Source organism: Pseudoxanthobacter sp. M-2, from assembly GCF_046156265.1.
Classification (GTDB): domain Bacteria; phylum Pseudomonadota; class Alphaproteobacteria; order Rhizobiales; family Segnochrobactraceae; genus CAMDHY01.
In genome coordinates this window covers 71,923-90,186 of sequence record NZ_JAWDIR010000033.1, presented here as the reverse complement: position 1 = coordinate 90,186, position 18,264 = coordinate 71,923, and the positions used below count along the sequence as shown (strand labels likewise).

The following is an 18,264-nucleotide window of genomic DNA, read 5'->3' as shown; positions in this document are numbered from 1 at the left end:
CGGATTGTATGTAGGCGGCGGCCCGAGCTCCCACAAACGAGTAGTTCGCACCGCAAACGTGCGGAAAACTCATGATGAAAGCGGAGAAGTTTCGATGGCGAAACGGCTGCCTTCGCTGACGGCGCTCAGGGCCTTCGAAGCGACGGCCCGGCTCGCCAGCGTGACGCGGGCGGCCGATGAGCTGCACGTCACCCAGAGCGCCGTCAGCCGCCATTTGCGCACCCTGGAGGACGAACTCGGCCTGCCGCTGGTGCGCCGCGTCCATCGCGGCGTCGCCATCACCCCGGCCGGGCGGACCCTCGCAGCGGCGCTGTCGGCCTCGTTCGAACGCATCGGCGAGACGATCGAGCGGCTGACGCGCGAGAAGAACTCGCTCAGGCTCCGCGCACTGCCCTCGATCGGCGTGCGCTGGCTGTGGCCGCGGCTGCACCGCTTCGAGGCGGCGCATCCGGAGGTGCGGCTGCACGTCGACATCCTCTGGCACAACATGCAGCCGGACGACGTCGAGCACGACGTCGGCATCCGCGTCGGGCGCGGGGCGTTTCCCGAGGAGGAGGCATCCCTGCTGATGGTCGAGCAACTGACGCCGGTTTGCGCGCCGTCGCTGCTCCTCGCCAATCCCCGTCCGTGGACCGCGGCGACGCTCGCGCGACTGCCGCTGCTGCACGGTGCGGCGGACTATGCCGACTGGCGGATGTTCGTCGACGGCTGGTCCGGCGGCAGCTTCGACGTCGAGCGCGGCTCGAGCTTCGACGTGCTCGACATGGCGCTGCGGGCGGCCGAGGCGGGCCGCGGCGTGCTCGCCGCCGACATCAACCTGATCGGCGAAGACCTCGCGGCCGGGCGGCTGGTGGCGCCGTGCGACGACATCGTGCCGAGCGGCCACGCCTATTACGTCGTCTGCCCCGACCGCGGCGACGACCTGCCGGCCGTCCGCTTCCTGCGCGACTGGCTGATCGCCGAGGCGCAGGCGACGGTCGCGCAGTCCATGCCCGGCGCATGAGCCGCCGTTGAGCCGATTTGCCGGACGGCTTGTGTTTTCACGACTTTGCGACTATGCAGACGTTATCCATCATCTCGTTCGGATCCGGATCGGATCGGAGGAGAGTGGGTTCCGCCCCCGGAACCCGCTCTTTTTTGCTTAGCCGGACGGGACCGTACCGGAGCCCGACTTGGCTGAGACGGACACCATCACCGACACTGCCGCCGCGACACAGGATTCCCTGACGGACCTGCTGCGCGAACCGCGCGTGGTGACGGAGCGCGGCCTCGATGCGCGCGTCGCCGCGATCGTCGAGCCGGTCGTCGTCGACCTCGGCTTCCGCCTCGTTCGCGTCCGCGTCTCGAGCCAGAACGGCTGCACCCTGCAGATCATGGCCGAGCGCGCCGACGGCACCATGGGTGTCGACGAGTGCGAGGAGGTGAGCCGCATGGTCTCGCCGGCGCTCGACGTCGACGACCCGATCGACCGCGCCTACCACCTCGAGGTCTCCTCGCCCGGCATCGACCGGCCGCTGGTTCGCCGCTCCGACTTCGAGCGCTGGGCCGGCCACGTCGCCAAGATCGAGCTCGCGGTGGCGACGCCGGAGGGGCGCAAGCGCTTCCGCGGCGTGCTCGGCGGCCTCGACGGCGGCCGTTTCGCGCTGTTGCCGGAGCCCGAAGTGAAGACGCCGCCGAAGCCCGGTGCCCGCGTCGCGAAGGCAAAGCAGAGGCCGGCGGAGCCCGGCGAGCCGGTCTGGCTCAACCTCGAAGACGTCGGCGAGGCACGTCTCGTCCTCACCGACGCGCTGATCGCCGACGCCCTCAAGGCGCAGGCGGCGGCGGACCAGGCGGACGAAGCCGGGGATAAGACCCGGGACGACGACTGAGACCACCCGAGAAGACACCTGAGGGACACGTCCCCACGGAGAGAAATGCCATGGCTGTCAGCGCCAACCGCCTCGAGCTCCTGCAGATCGCCGACGCGGTCGCCCGCGAGAAATCGATCGACCGCGGCATCGTCATCGCGGCGATGGAGGACGCCATCCAGAAGGCGGCGCGCTCGCGTTACGGCTCCGAGACCGAGGTGCGCGCCGAGATCAACCCGCGCACCGGCGAGATCCGGCTGCAGCGCCTGCTGCAGGTGCTGGAGCAGATCGAGAATCCGGCCACCGACATCGACCTCGCCGAGGCGCGCGCCCGCAACCCGGCCGCCCAGATCGGCGACTACATCGCCGAGCCGCTGCCGCCGATGGACTTCGGCCGCATCGCCGCCCAGTCGGCCAAGCAGGTGATCGTCCAGAAGGTGCGCGAGGCCGAGCGCGACCGCCAGTTCGACGAGTTCAAGGACCGCATCGGCGACATCGTCTCCGGTACCGTCAAGCGCGCCGAGTACGGCAACGTCATCGTCGACCTCGGCCGTGGCGAGGCGATCGTGCGCCGCGACGAACTCATCCCGCGCGAGACCTTCCGCCCCGGCGACCGCATCCGCGCCTATGTCTACGACGTCCGCCGCGAGCAGCGCGGGCCGCAGATCTTCCTGTCGCGCACCCATCCGCAGTTCATGGCGAAGCTGTTCGCCCAGGAAGTGCCGGAGATCTACGACGGCATCATCGAGGTGAAGTCGGTCGCCCGCGATCCGGGCTCGCGCGCCAAGATCGCCGTCTACTCGCGGGAATCCTCGATCGACCCGGTCGGCGCCTGCGTCGGCATGCGCGGCAGCCGCGTCCAGGCGGTGGTGCAGGAGCTGCAGGGCGAGAAGATCGACATCATCCCCTGGAACCCCGACGCCGCCACCTTCATCGTCAACGCCCTGCAGCCGGCCGAGGTCGCCAAGGTGGTGCTCGACGAGGACGCCGAGCGCATCGAGGTGGTGGTGCCGGACGACCAGCTGTCGCTCGCCATCGGCCGTCGCGGCCAGAACGTCCGCCTCGCCTCGCAGCTGACCGGCTGGGACATCGACATCCTCACCGAGCAGGAGGAGAGCGAGCGTCGCCAGAAGGAGTTCCTGGAGCGCACGCAGCTGTTCGTCGAGGCGCTCAACGTCGACGAGGTGGTCGGCCAGCTGCTCGCCGCCGAGGGCTTCACCTCGGTGGAGGAGGTCGCCTACGTCGAGCTCAACGAAATCGCCACCATCGAGGGCTTCGACGAGGGCACGGCGGAAGAGATCCAGGCCCGCGCCCGCGACTATCTCGAGGAGATCGAGCGCGGTCTCGACGAGGAGCGCCGCGCGCTCGGCGTCGAGGACGAGCTGAAGACGATCCCTGGCGTCACCACCCTGATGCTGGTGGCGTTCGGCAAGGGCGACATCAAAACCGTCGAGGACCTCGCCGGCTGCGCCACCGACGACCTCGTTGGCTGGACCGAGCGCAAGCTCGGCGAAGTCGTCCGCCACCCCGGCGTGCTGACCGAGCAGGAGCTGTCGCGCGCCGAGGCGGAGGAGATCATCATGCAGGCCCGTCTGGCGGCCGGCTGGATCGAGGCCGACGAGGTGGAGGCCGAGACCGAGGAGACCGCCGGGGAAGAGCCGGAGGCGTGAGCCGGACGGGACCTCACGACGGATGCCGCGCCGCAGCGAGCCGACGGAGCGACAGTGTCTGGTCAGCCGCGAGGTGCGGCCGACAGCCGAACTCGTGCGCTTCGTGCTCGGGCCCGACGACACGGTCGTCGCCGATCTGAAGCGGGTGCTGCCGGGCCGCGGCGTCTGGGTGACGGCGACGCGGGAGGCGGTGGCGGAAGCCGAGCGCAAACGCCTGTTTGCGCGCGGCTTCAAGCAGAGCGTCACGGTCGCGCCGGATCTCGCCGGACGCGTCGAGACAATGATGGAGGTGGCGGCACTGTCGGCGCTGTCGCTCGCCCGCAAGGCCGGGTCGCTCGTCACCGGCTTCACCAAGGTGGAGGCGGCGATCGGGTCCGGCGAGGCGGCGATGCTGGTGGAGGCGAGCGACGCGGCCGAGGACGGCACCCGCAAGCTCACCTCGGCCATCGTGCGACGCTTCGGCACGCCCGACGGGCTGCCGGTTGTACGTCTGTTCTCGTCTGACCAAATGGGTTTGGCATTGGGTCTGACAAATGTGATACATGCTGCGGTGCTCGCGGGACCGGCCGGCAACGGCTTCCTGGCGTGCGCGTCTGCGCTTGTGCGCTACCGCGGACCGAGCATCACGGACATCGCGTAAGCGTTGCTCGTGGCGCGCCCCGAAACGGGGCCGGCGCCCGGTCGGGCGCATCGGCGCGGCAGACCCCGCGCCAGAACGTTGGCGGGGCGCAGTTCGCGCCCACCACTTGGCACCGGCGCGGATCGCGCCGGGACGGTGCATGGGCGTCGCCGATCGCGAGGCCGGGCGTACCGGCGCGGCAGTAACCCGCGCACTGAAGTTTCGGACGACCGCGCCGCGGCCGTCCACCGGGCGGCCGGCGGGTCGCGAGACGAATTCGAGATGGTGCCTCGGGCGCCGACGGGACTGAAGACGGCATGAACGATACCAACGACCACGGCGAGAAGACCCTCAGCGTCGAGCGCAAGAAGACCTTCTCCTTGCGCCGGCCGTCGGTCGAGCAGGGCACAGTCCGCCAGAGCTTCAGCCACGGTCGCACCAAGGCCGTGGTGGTCGAGAAGAAGAAGCGGCGCATCGCCCTGCCGGGCGAGCCCGGCCACGTGCCCGGTCAGACCGAGGACGCCGCGCCGGCACCGGAGCCGCGCGTCGAGGCCCCGCGCCCGGCCGCGCCCGTCGCTGCCGCCCCGGTGGCCGCTCCGAAGCCGGTCACGGTCGCCAAGCCGGTGGTCGCCGCGCCGCCGGCACCCGCTGCCGCCACCGTCGCCGCGAAGCCTGCCCCGGCCGCTGCACCAGTAGCCGCGCCGCGTCCGGCTCCCACCGTGACGGCGACTGCGGCCCCGGCCCGGCCGGCTCCGTCCGCGCCGACCGCCTCCACCCGCGCGCCGATGTCGACGACGCCGGCCGAGCGGCCGCGGCCGACCGACCAGCGCGGCCGCGTCGTCCACCGCACCCTCACCCAGGAAGAGATCGGCGCCCGCACCCAGGCGCTCGCCGAGGCCCGCCTGCGCGAGGTCGAGGACCGCAAGCGCGCCGAGGAAGAGGCGAAGCGCGAGCGCGAGGAGCTCGAGCGGCTGCGCCGCGAGCGCGAGGAGGCCGAGCGCCGCCGCGCCGAGGAAGAGGCGCTGCGCCAGCAGGAGAACGAGGCGCGCCGTGCGGCCGACATCGCCGCCGGCCGCAACCCGGATCCGGAGCCCGAGCCTGAGCCGGCCCCCGTCGCCGTGCCGACGCCCGCCTCTCCCGAGGTGGTGGCCGCTGCCCGCCGTGCGCCGCTGACGCCCGACGAGACCGAGGCCGAGAGCAAGGCGAAGGCACTGACGGCGGTGAAGCGTCCGAAGGGCGCCGTCGTCGCCAAGCCCGCGCCGAAGACCGACGATCGCCGCCGCACACGCCTCACCATCGTGAAGGCGCTGGAAGGTGACGACGGCCGCTCGCGCTCGCTCGCCGCCATGCGCCGGCGCGTCGAGAAGCAGAAGCGGGCGATGAACACCGGCCCGCGCGAGAAGATCAGCCGCGAGGTGATCCTGCCGGAGACGATCTCCATCCAGGAGCTCGCCAACCGCATGGCCGAGCGCGGCGTCGACGTCATCAAGCTCCTGATGAAGCAGGGGCAGATGCTGAAGATCACCGACGTCATCGACGCCGACACCGCCCAGCTGCTGGCCGAGGAACTCGGCCACACGGTGAAGCGCGTGTCGGAGTCCGACGTCGAGGACGGCCTGTTCTCGGAGATCGCCGACAACAGCGACGGCCCGCCGCGTCCGCCGGTCGTGACCATCATGGGCCACGTCGACCACGGCAAGACGTCGCTGCTCGACGCCATCCGCAACACGAGCGTGGTGAGCGGCGAGGCGGGTGGCATCACCCAGCACATCGGCGCCTACCAGGTCGAGAAGAACGGCGGCAAGATCACCTTCATCGACACCCCCGGCCACGCCGCCTTCACGGCGATGCGCGCCCGCGGCGCCAAGGCGACGGACATCGTCATCCTGGTGGTGGCGGCGGACGACGGCGTCAAGCCTCAGACCATCGAGGCGATCAACCACGCGCGGGCGGCCCACGTGCCGATCATCGTGGCGATCAACAAGATGGACAAGCCGGGCGCCAACCCGGAGCGGGTGCGCACCGACCTGCTGCAGCACGAGATCGTCGTCGAATCGATGGGTGGCGACACCCTCGAAATCGAGGTCTCGGCGCTGAAGGGGACCGGTCTCGACAAGCTGCTCGAGGCGATCCTGCTGCAGACCGAGGTTCTCGAGCTGCGCGCCGACCCGACGGTGCTGGCCGAGGGCATCGTCATCGAGGCGAAGCTCGACAAGGGCCGTGGCCCCGTTGCCACCGTCCTGGTCCAGCGTGGCACCGTGCGTCCCGGCGACGTGCTGATCGCCGGCGCCGAGTGGGGCCGCGTGCGCGCCCTCATCAACGATCGTGGCGAGCAGGTGAAGGAAGCCGGCCCGTCGATGCCGGTCGAGGTCCTCGGCTTCCAGGCGACGCCGGAGGCGGGCGACCGCTTCGCCGTCGTCGAGAACGAGGCGCGTGCCCGCGAGGTCGCCGACTACCGCCAGCGCGTCCGTCGCGACAAGGCTTCGTCGCGGCCGGGCCTGCGCTCGTCGCTCGCCGACATGATGAGCCAGCTGAAGTCGACCGGCCGCAAGGAGTTCACCCTCCTCGTCAAGGGCGACGTGCAGGGCTCGGTCGAGGCGATCGTCGGCGCGCTCGACAAGCTCGGCACCTCCGAGGTGGCGGCCCGCGTGCTGCTCTCGGGCGTCGGTGCGATCACCGAGTCCGACGTGACGCTCGCCAACGCCTCGAACGCGGCGATCATCGGCTTCAACGTCCGCGCCAACAAGCAGGCGCGCGACCTCGCCGAGCGCGACGGCATCGAGATCCGCTACTACAACGTCATCTACGACCTCGTGGACGACGTGAAGGCGGCGATGTCCGGCCTCTTGTCGCCGGAGCGGCGCGAGACCTTCCTCGGCAACGCCGAGATCCTGCAGGTCTTCGACGTCACGAAGGTGGGCAAGGTCGCCGGCTGCCGCGTCACCGAGGGCACCGTCGAGCGCGGCGCCCAGGTCCGCCTCATCCGCGAGGGCGTCGTCATCCACGAAGGCAAGCTCTCGCAGCTGAAGCGCTTCAAGGACGATGCCCGCGAGGTTCTCGCCGGCCAGGAGTGCGGCATGGCGTTTGAGGGCTACCAGGACATGCGTCCCGGCGACGTCATCGAGTGCTTCCGCGTCGAGCAGATCGCGCGCACGCTGTAATCGGCTTCGGACGGCGGTCCTTCCGGATCGCCGTCCGCCGTCCGCGCGCCGTCCACCGAGCCGCCTTCCGGTCCGCCGCTTCGGCGCCGGGGGCGAAGGTTTCGGATCCGCCCGGTTCCAGTCCGGGGCCGATCCGGGAGATCAGGATCCATGCGAAAGACATCTTCCGACCGGGGGGCGGGCATGCCGTCCCAGCGCCAGCTGCGCGTCGCCGAGGCGGTGCGCCATGCGATCGCCGACATCCTCGCCCGCGGCACGTCCCACGAGCCGGCCCTCGACGGGCTGATGCTGACCATCCCGGAGGTGCGCATGAGCCCGGACCTGAAGAATGCCACCGTGCTGGTGATGCCGCTCGGCGGACGCGACGTCGAGGCGACGCTCGCGGCGCTCGAGGGCGCGCGCGGCCGGCTGAAGGGCATGGTCGGACGCCAGGCCGGCCTGCGCTTCGTGCCGGAGCTGCGCTTCCGCCTCGACACCCGCTACGACGACGACAACCGCATCGATGGCCTGCTGCGCGACCCGACGGTCCGCCGCGACATCGACGCCGCACCGGCCGACGGAGACGACGATGAGCGTTGAGGAACCCGCGGCCGGGGCTCAGCCTCACGTCGACACGACCGGGCGTGACGGCGGCGACGATCACGCCGTTGCCCACGGCGAAGGCGAGCAGGCGCACGCTGGGAGCGGGACCGAACAGGCTGACGAGGGCCGCGCCCAGGACGGACAGAACCGTCGCCGGCCGAAGCGCGAGCAGCGCAGGCGGCCGAAGCGCATCGTCGACGGCTGGCTGATCCTCGACAAGCCGATCGGGCTGACCTCCACCGAGGCGCTCGGCATCGTCAAGCGCTGCTACGGCGCCGCCAAGGCCGGCCACGCCGGCACCCTCGACCCGCTCGCCTCCGGCTGCCTGCCGCTCGCCTTCGGCGAGGCGACGAAGACCGTCCCCTACGTCTTCGAGGGCCGCAAGGTCTATCGCTTCACCGTCCGCTGGGGTGCGGAGACCGACACCGACGACGCCGAGGGCAAGGTGGTCGCCACCTCCGACGCGCGGCCGGACGTCGCCGCCGTCGAGGCCGCGCTGCCCGCCTTCATCGGTCGCGTCGAACAGGTGCCGCCGCGCTATTCGGCCATCAAGATCGACGGCGCGCGCGCCTACGACCTCGCCCGCGAGGGCGAGGTGATCGAGATGAAGTCGCGCATCGTCGAGATCGACAGCCTGGAGGTCGTCGGCGTCCCCGACGCCGACCATCTCGAGCTCGAGACCGAGTGCGGCAAGGGCACTTATGTGCGCGCGATCGCCCGCGACCTCGGCCGCATGCTCGGCTGCTATGGCCACGTTTCGGCGCTGCGCCGCCTCGCCGTCGGCCCGTTCGACGAGGAGGACTTCGTCACCCTCGACGAGGTCCGCGCCTCCGCGGAGGGCCGCGAGGACGCGCCGCCGCTGCCCGAGCTGATGCTCCCGGTCGACACGGCGCTCGCCGAGATGTTCGAGCTCGACGTCAACCGCGTCGAGGCGAGCCGGCTTCTGCGCGGCCAGTCGATCATCGTCCGCGGCCGCGACCTGCCGCCGCTTGGCGAGACGATCTACGCCACCTGCGCCGGCCGGCTGGTGGCGCTCGGCGAGGTCGAGCAGGGCGCCCTCGTCCCCCGCCGCGTCTTCCACCTCGCCGCCCAGGACACGCACCGGCGGGTCGAGGTCGACGAGGGCTGAGATCGCCTTGACGGGGCCATCGGTCTCCTTACCTTTGTCTCTGGAGGTAAGGAGCAAGGCCATGACGGCGACGGCGAAGATCACGTCGAAGGGACAGGTGACGATCCCGGCGGACGTCAGACGCGACCTTGGCGTCCGCTCCGGTGACAGGATCGATTTCGTCCGTAACGCCGCCGGACGATACGAACTGGCTGTGCGAAGCGGCAGGCTCGCCGACCTCCGGGGTGTGCTGCGTGGCGCCGGGACGTTTACGCCGGAGGAAATCGACGCGTGGGTCGCCGAGGCGCGCGCCGCCATGGCGACGGACTCGATGTGATCGGGCTCGACACCAACGTCCTGCTGCGCTTGGTCGTTGACGACCCTCTCATCGCAACCCAGAACGACCGCCAGAGAGCGCTCGCAATCGAACTGATCGAGAACAGCGGTGAGCGCTTCTTCATCAATCAGATCGTCCTCGCAGAAACGATCTGGGTCCTACGGCGCAAGGTGAAGCACGAGAATGCGATCATCGCCGGCCTGGTCGAACGGCTGCTGCAGATGTCCGATGTCATTGTCCAGGATGCGACGTCGGTCGCGGCCGCGGTTCAGGTCTTTCGCTCCAGCCCCGGCGACTTCGCCGACCACCTGATCGGTACGGTCAATGCCGCCGAGGGGTGCCGAACGACATGGACGTTCGATCAAGCCGCATCGCGGTCCCCACACTTTTCGCTGCTGGATGATTCAGTTTCGAAGCCGTGAGGCCGGCCGCGGCAACCGCGCCCGCCATTCCCACTGGAATTTCGCCGCAAACTTCGCCATAGTCCGCGCCGCCGCGCGCCCTCAGGGCGCAGCGGCGGTTCCCTTTGAACGACCCTGCTGGACGACATCCCGGCCTGGCCGCCGAAGCGGAGCCGAGGCGGCCGATGCCGCATCTTCAGAGCGACCTTGGTCGCGCAACGAAAGGTGACACGATGTCGATCACGGCAGAGCGCAAGCAGGCGCTCATCAAGGACTATGCCCGCGGCGAGAACGATACGGGTTCGCCCGAGGTGCAGGTCGCGATCCTCTCCGAGCGCATCGCCAACCTCACCGAGCACTTCAAGTCGCACGGCAAGGACAACCACTCCCGCCGCGGCCTCCTGAAGATGGTGAGCCAGCGGCGCAGCCTGCTCGACCACCTGAAGAAGACCGAGGAAGCCCGCTACACCAGCCTCATCCAGCGCCTCGGCCTGCGCCGCTGACGCCTCGGCGCGGCGGCGGGCCAACCGGCCGGCGCCGCGCCCCTCCACCCTGCGCGCGGCCGGAATCCGCCGGCGCGCGACGGGCAACACCCCGGGACGGCGACGGCATGGGGCCGACGTCGTCCGCAGACCGAGGCCCGCTCGGCAGGGAGGTCATGGGGCAGGATTGCCGGACCATCGGAAGCGCAGCGCCGGTGCGGCGCGCGTCGATGGTCTCGCCGTCTTGCCCATGGCTTTTCGTGCCGCCCCGGGCCGCACGAAAGGACCGACATGTTCGACATCCAGCGCGTTGAGATCGAGTGGGCCGGGCGCCCGCTCGTCCTCGAGACCGGCCGCATGGCCCGCCAGGCCGACGGCGCCGTGCTCGCGACCTACGGCGAGACGACCGTTCTCGCCACCGTCGTCGCCGAGCGCGAGCCAAAGCCCGGCCTCGACTTCTTCCCGCTCACCGTCCACTATCAGGAGAAGGCCTTCGCGGCCGGCAAGATCCCCGGTGGCTTCTTCAAGCGCGAGGGTCGCCCGGGCGAGCACGAGGTACTCACCTCCCGCCTGATCGACCGCCCGATCCGGCCGCTGTTCGCCGAGGGCTTCAAGTGCGAGACGCAGGTGCTGGTCACCGTGCTCGCCCATGACCTCGAGAACGATCCCGACATCCTCGCCATGGTCGCGGCCTCCGCCGCCCTGACGATTTCCGGCGTGCCCTTCATGGGCCCGATCGGAGGCGCCCGCGTCGCCTACATGAACGGCCAGTACGTGCTCAATCCGGCGCACGACAGCCGCGCCGATTCCGAGCTCGACCTGATCGTCGCCGGCACCGCCGACGCCGTGCTGATGGTCGAGTCCGAGGCGCGCGAGCTCTCCGAAGAGGTCATGCTCGGCGCCGTGATGTTCGGCCACAAGGGCTTCCAGCCGGTCATCGACGCGATCATCCAGCTCGCCGAGAAGGCCGCCAAGGAGCCGCGCGACCTGCCGGCCGCCGCCGACAAGGCGCTCTACGACAAGGTGAAGTCGCTCGCCGCCGGCGAGCTCGCGAGCGCCTACGACATCCGCGCCAAGGCCGAGCGCCGCGCCGCGATCGAGGCCGCGAAGACGAAGGTGAAGGCGGCCATCCTGGTCGAGGGCGACACGTCCGCGCCGAAGCCGCAGGCCGTCTCCGAGGCCTTCAAGAAGGTCGAGGCCGACATCGTCCGCGGCGCCATCCTCGACAAGGGCACCCGCATCGACGGCCGCGACCTGAAGACGGTCCGCCCGATCCTGTCGGAGGTCGGCGTGCTTCCGCGCACCCACGGCTCGGCGCTGTTCACCCGCGGCGAGACCCAGGCGCTGGTCGTCGCCACGCTCGGCACCGGCGAGGACGAGCAGTGGATCGACGCCCTCGAGGGCAGCTACAAGTCCAACTTCATGCTGCACTACAACTTCCCGCCCTATTCGGTGGGCGAGACGGGCCGCATGGGCTCGCCCGGCCGTCGCGAGATCGGCCACGGCAAGCTCGCCTGGCGCGCCATCCACCCGATCCTGCCGCAGCCGCACGAGTTCCCCTACACGCTGCGCCTCGTCTCCGAGATCACCGAGTCGAACGGCTCGTCCTCGATGGCGACGGTGTGCGGCTCCTCGCTCGCCCTGATGGACGCCGGCGTGCCGCTGAAGCAGCCGGTGGCCGGCATCGCCATGGGCCTCATCAAGGAAGGTGAGCGCTTCGCGGTGCTGTCCGACATCCTCGGCGACGAGGACCATCTCGGCGACATGGACTTCAAGGTGGCCGGCACCGAGAACGGCATCACCGCGCTGCAGATGGACATCAAGATCGACGGCATCACCGAGGAGATCATGAAGGTCGCCCTCGGCCAGGCCAAGGATGGCCGTCTGCACATCCTCGGCGAGATGGCGAAGGCGATCACCCAGGCGCGTCCGGAGCTCGGCGAGCACGCCCCGCGCATCGAGGTGATCAAGATCCCGACCGACAAGATCCGCGAAGTGATCGGCACCGGCGGCAAGGTGATCCGCGAGATCGTCGAGAAGACCGGTGCCAAGATCAACGTCGAGGACGACGGCACGGTCAAGGTCGCCTCCTCCGACGGCAAGGCGATCAAGGCGGCGCTGGCGTGGATCCGCGGCATCGCCGCCGATCCGGAAGTCGGTCAGATCTACGAGGGCACGGTCGTGAAGGTCGTCGAGTTCGGCGCCTTCGTGAACTTCTTCGGCTCGCGCGATGGCCTCGTGCACGTCAGCCAGCTCGCCGCCCAGCGCGTCCAGAACGTCAAGGACGTCGTCAAGGAAGGCGACAAGGTGTGGGTGAAGCTCTTGGGCTTCGACGAGCGCGGCAAGGTGCGCCTGTCGATGAAGGTCGTCGACCAGGCGACCGGCCAGGAGATCGCCTCCGAGCAGCCGGCGGCCTGAGCCGGCGGCGCGACGAGAAGTGCCCGGCGGCTCGCCGCCGGGCTTGAGAGAACCGGGGCGGCTTCGGCCGCGGCGACGGGTCGGCCGGTCCTCACCGGCTGGCCGATGGTTGGAGCGGCCGGGAAGCAATTCCCGGCCGCTCTGCATTTCGGTGGCATGGGCGCCACTTCTGTGAACGGTGCGGCACGGGGCGGGGCCTTGTCGCGGGGCGGTCGGTGGCCGACCTTTGCGGCCTGTGCAGGTGGAGGAAGCGAATGGGACTGCTCGTCGACGGCGTCTGGCACGACAAATGGTACGACACCGCCGAGAGCGGCGGCCGCTTCGTGCGCAAGGAATCGCAGTTCCGCCACTGGGTCACGGCCGATGGCGCGCCCGGCCCGAGCGGCGACGGCGGCTTCAAGGCCGAGCCCGGCCGCTACCACCTCTACGTCTCGCTCGCCTGCCCGTGGGCCCACCGCGCGCTGATCGTCCGCAGCCTCAAGGGGCTTGACGACATGATCGGCGTCTCCGTCGTGCACTGGCTGATGCGCGGCGAGGGCTGGACCTTCGAGGACGGCCCCGGCGTCGTTCCCGACACCGTCAATGGCGCCGAGCGCCTCTACGAGGTCTATGTGAAGGCGCAGCCCGGCTATACCGGCCGCGTCACCGTACCGGTGCTGTGGGACCGCGAGCGCGGAACGATCGTCAACAACGAGTCGTCCGAGATCATCCGGATGTTCAATACCGCCTTCGACGGCCTCGGTGCGAAGCCCGGCGACTACTACCCGGAGGCGCTGCGGCCGGAGATCGACGAGATCAACGCCCGCGTCTACGCGACGCTCAACAACGGCGTCTACCGGTCGGGCTTCGCCACCACCCAGGAGGCCTACGAGGAGGCGGTGAACCCGCTGTTCGACACCCTCGACTGGCTCGAGGAGACGCTCTCCGACGGCCGCCCCTATCTCCTCGGCGAGACGCTGACGGAGGCGGACTGGCGGCTGTTCACCACGCTCATCCGCTTCGACCCGGTCTATGTCGGCCACTTCAAGTGCAACCGCCGCCGCATCGCCGAATATCCGCACCTGTCGGCCTACACGAAGCGCCTCTACGAGCACCCGGGCGTGGCCGGCACGGTCGATTTCGACCACATCAAGCGCCACTATTACGAGAGCCACCGCCACATCAACCCGACCGGCATCGTGCCGGTGGGACCCGACCTGCCGTTCTGAGGCGGCGCTACCAGCGCACGCCGCGGAGATCGACGTCGCCGGCCGGGAACGTCTCCCGGCCGAGCGGACGGACCATCAGGTTGGACGTCGAGACGTCGACCTCGCCCGTCGCCGGGTCGAGGGCCGTGACGGTGCGGACGCTGTGGCGGAAGCCGCAGGCTTCATAGAAGCCGACCACCGCGTCGCGGCACTCGAGCAGCGCGAAGTCGGCGGCGCCGCTCGACGCCAGATACTCCGCCAGGCGATCGAAGAGCGACCTGCCGAGGCCGCCGCCGCGATGGGTGGGGTGGGTCGCGACCGCGCCGACGCCGGCGACGCGAACCTCGGCCTTGCCGACAGCGATGGTGCGGGCGGAGAAGCCGAGGTGGGCGAGAAGGGTACCGTCCGGGCTGCGGGCGATCACGCGCGCGGTCGGCGGGCCGCCCCAGAAATCGTGGCGCGAGAACACGTCGGCATGATGCGGGGCGTAGGCGGCGACGAGGAAGGCGCGGAGCTCTGTGCGGCCGGCGTCGGTGAGGGCTGCTTCCGGCACCACCGAAAGGATGGTGGTGCCGTCCCTTGGCCGGGAGTCCCGCTCCTCCGCGTCCGCCGCAGGGGCCGGTGCTGGGCGCAGGGCCGCGCCGTCCTCAGCTGGCGTGGCGGCTGGCGTCGGCGCCGTAGTAGCTGACATAGCGCGGGTTCAGCGCCGACACCGGCATGACGATCAGCACGTCGGTGGTGCCGAACTGGTGGTCGACGACGGCGTGCTCGCCGATATAGGCGCCGAGCCGCAGATAGCCCTTGATCAGCGGCGGCAGGGCGTGCAGCGCCGCGCGCGGATCGACCGCTTCCTTCGCCAGCCGGTTCATCGCCACCGCCCGCTCCGGCAGGGCAGAGACGCGCCAGTCTTCCGGCGCCCGCGCGTAGTGGTGCAGGAAGGACAGCGGCAAGGCCAGACGGTCGGGGTCGGTGCCCTCGAGGCTGGCGCAGCCGATCATCACATCGACGCCGTGGGCCAGCACATAGGCCCAGATGCCGTGCCAGAGCAGCTCGACGGTGCGCTTGGTGCGGTAGGGCGGCAGCACGCAGGAGCGGCCGAGCTCGAGGAAGTCGAGATCGCGGTGGCGGTCGAGCAGGGGCTGCAGGTCGAACTCGCCGGCGGAATAGAAGCCGGCGTGACGGTCGGCGACGGCCTGCCGCAGCAGGCGGTAGGTGCCGACCACCTCCGGCTTGCGGCGGCGGAAGGCGCGCGCCGGCGCGGCGTGGTCGAGAACCAGCACGTGGTCGCAGATCGCATCGAAGGCGTCGGCGTCGCGGCGGCTGACCAGCGTCAGCGCGTCGGCGATCGCCGACATCTCCTCGTAGAAGACGTTGTAGCGGATCGCCTGGGCGCGCCGCACCTCGGCCACCGAGCGGGCGAGACGCACCTCGAGGTCGCCGATGCGGCCGAGTGTCTGCGGCGCCGGCGCGCCCGCCGGGATTCCGATCCCGGGCAGGCCGGGGAGGGCGCGGCCGGCCAAGGGAAGCGAGCCGAAGGACCCGGCACCGAACGGCAGGCCGCGCAGCGACAGGCCCGGGAACATCCGCCGCGGCGCCGGCGCGGCGCCGCTGTCGATGGACGGCGCCGTGGCTGCGAACGGCGCAAAACGCCGGACCAGGCTCGACGGAGTCATCAGGCCGGTTCGCTTCATGGATCCTCCGGATCGCCGCTCGGGTCGCCCATGCGGCGACGATGCGGGAGCCGCGCCTTCGCAGATGGGGTCGGGCCGCATCGGCGTCATCGCCCCGCGACCCAGGTGCTCGCCGCCAGCGGAACCCGCCGGAAGCGCCGGATATCGTTCAAACCATACTTTCCGAACCGTTCTGTGACAATCCGGGCCGCCGCCCCGGCGAAGCATCCGCCCTCATCAGCCCGCCCGCCGGCGAGCCGCGTCTGCCCGGCGGCGCTGCGCCGGACGCGCCTCGAACGCTGATCGCCTCGGAATTTTGCCGGCTCACCGACGGTCGTCAGCCGGATAGTCTGTGATGCTGCGCATCCAGCCGGTCGGTCGCGACGAAGTACTGTCCGAATCAGGCGGCCGCGGCGGCGAGGCTCGGGGCGCTCGCGCGGAAGGCGAGGGCCTCGGCGAGGTGAGAGCGGCTGATCCGCTCCGCCCCGTCGAGGTCGGCGATGGTCCGCGCCACCTTCAGCACGCGGTGATAGCCGCGCGCGCTGAGCCGCATGGCGGCCGCCGCGTCCGCCAGGAGCGACCGGCCGCTCGCGTCCGGAACCGCCATCTCCTCGACCATGCGCGGGCCGCAGGCGGCGTTGAGCAGGCCGGGTACGCCGAGCCCTTCGAAGCGTTCCGCCTGGCGTCGGCGTGCGGCAGCGACGCGGGCGGCGACCGCGGCCGATCCCTCCGCCGGCGGCGGCAGCGCGAGGTCGCTCGCCGGTACCGCCGGCACCTCGACGCGCAGGTCGATGCGGTCGAGCATCGGGCCGGAGACGCGCGCCTGGTAGTCCGCTGCGCAGCGCGGGCCGCGCCGGCAGGAGTGGCCGGGCTCCCCCGCCATTCCGCAGCGGCACGGGTTCATGGCGGCGACGAGCTGGAAGCGGGCGGGGTAGGCGACGCGGTGGTTGGCGCGGGCGATCACCGCCTCGCCGCTCTCGAGCGGCTGGCGCAGCGCGTCGAGCGCCTGTGGGTGGAATTCCGGCAGCTCGTCGAGGAACAGCACCCCCTGATGGGCGAGCGAGACCTCGCCCGGCCGGGCGCGCAGGCCGCCGCCGATCAGGGCCGCCATCGAGGCCGAGTGGTGCGGCGCCCGGAACGGCCGGCGGTCGGACAGTCGGCCGTCGGCGAGCGCGCCGGCGATCGAGTGGATCATCGAGACCTCGAGCAGCGCCTGCGGCTCGAGCGGCGGCAGGAGCGACGGCAGCCGGCTCGCCAGCATCGATTTCCCCGAGCCGGGCGGACCGACGAAGAGCAGATGGTGACCGCCGGCGGCGGCGATCTCGAGCGCCCGCTTGGCGCTCTCCTGGCCGCGGACGTCGCCGAGATCGGGCAGGCGGCCTTCGGCGGCGCGCACGCGCGGCTCCGGCCGCGACAGCACCTGCGTGACGCGGAAATGATTGACGAGGCCGATCAGGCTGACCGGGGCGATCACCGGCAGGTCGCGGCCGGCCCACGCCGCCTCCGGGCCGTTGGCGGCCGGGCAGATCAGGCCACGGCCGAGGGCACCGGCGCCGATCGCCGCCGGCAGGGCGCCGGCGACGGGGGCGATGGTGCCGTCGAGCCCCAACTCGCCCACCACCACCCATTCGGCGAGCTCGGCCGCCGGAACGGCGCCCATCGCCGCCATCACGGCGAGCGCGATCGGCAGGTCGTAGTGGCTGCCCTCCTTGGGAAGGTCGGCCGGGGCGAGGTTGACGGTGATGCGGCGGGCCGGCAGCGACAGGCCGGAGGCGACGAGTGCCGCCCGCACCCGCTCGCGGCTCTCGGCCACGGCCTTGTCGGCGAGGCCGACGATGTTGAAGACGACGGTTCCGGGACCGATCTGCACCTGCACGTCCACGGGCACCGCCTCGATGCCGTGGAACGCCACCGTGGTGACGCGGCTGACCATGGACGTCCCTCCTGCCGCCCGCATCCGATGGTTGCGATGCTAGGCGAGGTCGCGGGGCCGCGCAAGAACATTCTGCGAACATCGGCCGCCCTTGCCGTGGTGGGGGCGTTCCGGAGAAAGCCGTTTCCCGCAGCGGCCCTGCCGCGACAGCGGCTCGCTTGCACCTTGGAGCGCTTCCGCGCTAGGTGCGGGCCGGAGAACGGCATGGCGCGAGGGAGCGCACGCTCCCGTCGAGAGGATCCCGCGGATGACTTATGTCGTCACCGAGAACTGCATCAAGTGCAAGTACATGGACTGCGTCGAGGTGTGCCCCGTGGATTGCTTCTACGAGGGCGAGAACATGCTCGTCATCCACCCAGACGAATGCATCGACTGCGGTGTCTGCGAGCCGGAGTGCCCGGCCGAGGCGATCAAGCCGGACACCGAGGCGGGCCTCGAGAAATGGCTCGGCATCAATGCCGACTATGCCGTCAAGTGGCCGAACATCACGGTGAAGCGGGACTCGCCGCCGGACGCCGCCGACTGGGACGGCAAGCCGGACAAGCTCGGCCTCCTGTCGCCCGAGCCCGGCCAGGGCGACTGAGGCGCACGCCTCGGGCGACGACACGCTCGAAGACCATGCGCGGCTGCATGCGAATGATGCCGCCGCCCCCGACCTGACCCCGCGGCGCGCCGAATCGTCGCGGAAGCCTTTGTTTTTTCGGCGGCTTGGGATATATTGTCCAGGACGTCGACGCTGTTCGGCATCTGGATCTCCCCACGAGCTCCCCCCGATCGTAAATGCGATCGCTCCCGGTCCTGCGGCCGGGAATGGCTCGTGCGGTGCCGGACACCACCTGCGAGATCGTC

General features: G+C 70.8%; 16 protein-coding genes. 13 read left to right on the top strand and 3 right to left on the bottom strand.

Annotation, left to right across the window (positions count from 1 at the left end):
• Positions 1-94 precede the first annotated feature (94 nt).
• The 12 genes from RUR49_RS15450 to RUR49_RS15395 all read left to right on the top strand — a co-directional run bounded on the left by RUR49_RS15450 (position 95) and on the right by RUR49_RS15395 (position 13,833).
• On the top strand, positions 95-1,003 hold the full coding sequence (locus tag RUR49_RS15450) for a LysR substrate-binding domain-containing protein (protein ID WP_409147282.1): 909 nt from the start codon (positions 95-97) through the stop codon (positions 1,001-1,003).
• Positions 1,004-1,232: 229 nt separating this feature from the next.
• The gene (gene rimP, locus RUR49_RS15445) at positions 1,233-1,868 is read left to right on the top strand and encodes a ribosome maturation factor RimP (protein ID WP_409147677.1); all 636 of its coding nucleotides are present in this window, start codon (positions 1,233-1,235) and stop codon (positions 1,866-1,868) included.
• 50 nt (positions 1,869-1,918) lie between these two features.
• On the top strand, positions 1,919-3,517 hold the full coding sequence (gene nusA, locus RUR49_RS15440) for a transcription termination factor NusA (protein ID WP_409147281.1): 1,599 nt from the start codon (positions 1,919-1,921) through the stop codon (positions 3,515-3,517).
• Positions 3,518-3,539: 22 nt separating this feature from the next.
• Positions 3,540-4,157: an RNA-binding protein gene (locus RUR49_RS15435; protein ID WP_409147280.1), complete on the top strand. Its 618-nt coding sequence runs from the start codon at positions 3,540-3,542 to the stop codon at positions 4,155-4,157.
• 296 nt (positions 4,158-4,453) lie between these two features.
• Positions 4,454-7,297: a translation initiation factor IF-2 gene (infB, locus tag RUR49_RS15430; RefSeq protein WP_409147279.1), complete on the top strand. Its 2,844-nt coding sequence runs from the start codon at positions 4,454-4,456 to the stop codon at positions 7,295-7,297.
• Positions 7,298-7,447: 150 nt separating this feature from the next.
• On the top strand, positions 7,448-7,876 hold the full coding sequence (gene rbfA, locus RUR49_RS15425) for a 30S ribosome-binding factor RbfA (RefSeq protein WP_409147278.1): 429 nt from the start codon (positions 7,448-7,450) through the stop codon (positions 7,874-7,876).
• Complete coding sequence (gene truB / locus RUR49_RS15420; RefSeq protein ID WP_409147277.1) at positions 7,866-9,008, top strand: tRNA pseudouridine(55) synthase TruB; 1,143 nt, start codon at positions 7,866-7,868, stop codon at positions 9,006-9,008. The genes rbfA and truB overlap by 11 nt, the downstream gene beginning before the upstream one ends.
• Before the next feature lie 61 nt (positions 9,009-9,069).
• Positions 9,070-9,324, top strand: a complete 255-nt coding sequence (locus tag RUR49_RS15415) for an AbrB/MazE/SpoVT family DNA-binding domain-containing protein (protein WP_409147276.1) — start codon at positions 9,070-9,072, stop codon at positions 9,322-9,324.
• Positions 9,321-9,746, top strand: a complete 426-nt coding sequence (locus RUR49_RS15410; RefSeq protein WP_409147275.1) for a PIN domain-containing protein — start codon at positions 9,321-9,323, stop codon at positions 9,744-9,746. Before RUR49_RS15415 ends, RUR49_RS15410 begins: the two co-directional genes overlap by 4 nt.
• A gap of 212 nt (positions 9,747-9,958) precedes the next feature.
• Entirely contained in the window at positions 9,959-10,228 is a 270-nt protein-coding gene (gene rpsO, locus RUR49_RS15405; RefSeq protein ID WP_409147274.1) for a 30S ribosomal protein S15, read from the top strand.
• A gap of 270 nt (positions 10,229-10,498) precedes the next feature.
• Positions 10,499-12,625, top strand: a complete 2,127-nt coding sequence (pnp, locus tag RUR49_RS15400; RefSeq protein WP_409147273.1) for a polyribonucleotide nucleotidyltransferase — start codon at positions 10,499-10,501, stop codon at positions 12,623-12,625.
• 254 nt (positions 12,626-12,879) lie between these two features.
• Positions 12,880-13,833, top strand: coding sequence for a glutathione S-transferase family protein (locus RUR49_RS15395; protein WP_409147272.1), 954 nt, complete (start codon positions 12,880-12,882; stop codon positions 13,831-13,833).
• Between the two features lie 7 nt (positions 13,834-13,840).
• Here RUR49_RS15395 and RUR49_RS15390 read toward each other — a convergent pair whose 3' ends face one another.
• The 3 genes from RUR49_RS15390 to RUR49_RS15380 form a co-directional block, all read right to left on the bottom strand.
• On the bottom strand, positions 13,841-14,365 hold the full coding sequence (locus RUR49_RS15390) for a GNAT family N-acetyltransferase (RefSeq protein ID WP_409147271.1): 525 nt from the start codon (positions 14,363-14,365) through the stop codon (positions 13,841-13,843).
• A 94-nt stretch (positions 14,366-14,459) separates the two neighbouring features.
• A complete protein-coding gene (locus RUR49_RS15385) occupies positions 14,460-15,503 on the bottom strand; it encodes a GNAT family N-acetyltransferase (protein WP_409147270.1) in 1,044 nt (347 codons plus the stop codon).
• A gap of 379 nt (positions 15,504-15,882) precedes the next feature.
• Complete coding sequence (locus tag RUR49_RS15380; protein WP_409147269.1) at positions 15,883-17,415, bottom strand: YifB family Mg chelatase-like AAA ATPase; 1,533 nt, start codon at positions 17,413-17,415, stop codon at positions 15,883-15,885.
• Between the two features lie 247 nt (positions 17,416-17,662).
• On the opposite strand from RUR49_RS15380, the gene fdxA reads away from it, so the two are divergent.
• Positions 17,663-17,998 (top strand): ferredoxin FdxA, encoded by a 336-nt coding sequence (gene fdxA, locus RUR49_RS15375; RefSeq protein WP_409147268.1) that lies wholly within the window; start codon positions 17,663-17,665, stop codon positions 17,996-17,998.
• Positions 17,999-18,264: the final 266 nt, after the last annotated feature.

What these genes read in the sequence shown, in the direction of transcription:
- RUR49_RS15380 (WP_409147269.1), bottom strand. Translation starts at nt 17,415, where the DNA reads ATGGTCAGCCGCGTCACCACGGTGGCGTTCCACGGCATCGAGGCGGTG.
- RUR49_RS15385 (WP_409147270.1), bottom strand. Translation starts at nt 15,503, where the DNA reads ATGAAGCGAACCGGCCTGATGACTCCGTCGAGCCTGGTCCGGCGTTTT.
- fdxA (WP_409147268.1), top strand. Translation starts at nt 17,663, where the DNA reads ATGACTTATGTCGTCACCGAGAACTGCATCAAGTGCAAGTACATGGAC.
- RUR49_RS15395 (WP_409147272.1), top strand. Translation starts at nt 12,880, where the DNA reads ATGGGACTGCTCGTCGACGGCGTCTGGCACGACAAATGGTACGACACC.
- truB (WP_409147277.1), top strand. Translation starts at nt 7,866, where the DNA reads ATGAGCGTTGAGGAACCCGCGGCCGGGGCTCAGCCTCACGTCGACACG.
- rpsO (WP_409147274.1), top strand. Translation starts at nt 9,959, where the DNA reads ATGTCGATCACGGCAGAGCGCAAGCAGGCGCTCATCAAGGACTATGCC.
- pnp (WP_409147273.1), top strand. Translation starts at nt 10,499, where the DNA reads ATGTTCGACATCCAGCGCGTTGAGATCGAGTGGGCCGGGCGCCCGCTC.
- RUR49_RS15435 (WP_409147280.1), top strand. Translation starts at nt 3,540, where the DNA reads ATGCCGCGCCGCAGCGAGCCGACGGAGCGACAGTGTCTGGTCAGCCGC.
- RUR49_RS15415 (WP_409147276.1), top strand. Translation starts at nt 9,070, where the DNA reads ATGACGGCGACGGCGAAGATCACGTCGAAGGGACAGGTGACGATCCCG.
- infB (WP_409147279.1), top strand. Translation starts at nt 4,454, where the DNA reads ATGAACGATACCAACGACCACGGCGAGAAGACCCTCAGCGTCGAGCGC.
- nusA (WP_409147281.1), top strand. Translation starts at nt 1,919, where the DNA reads ATGGCTGTCAGCGCCAACCGCCTCGAGCTCCTGCAGATCGCCGACGCG.
- rbfA (WP_409147278.1), top strand. Translation starts at nt 7,448, where the DNA reads ATGCGAAAGACATCTTCCGACCGGGGGGCGGGCATGCCGTCCCAGCGC.
- RUR49_RS15450 (WP_409147282.1), top strand. Translation starts at nt 95, where the DNA reads ATGGCGAAACGGCTGCCTTCGCTGACGGCGCTCAGGGCCTTCGAAGCG.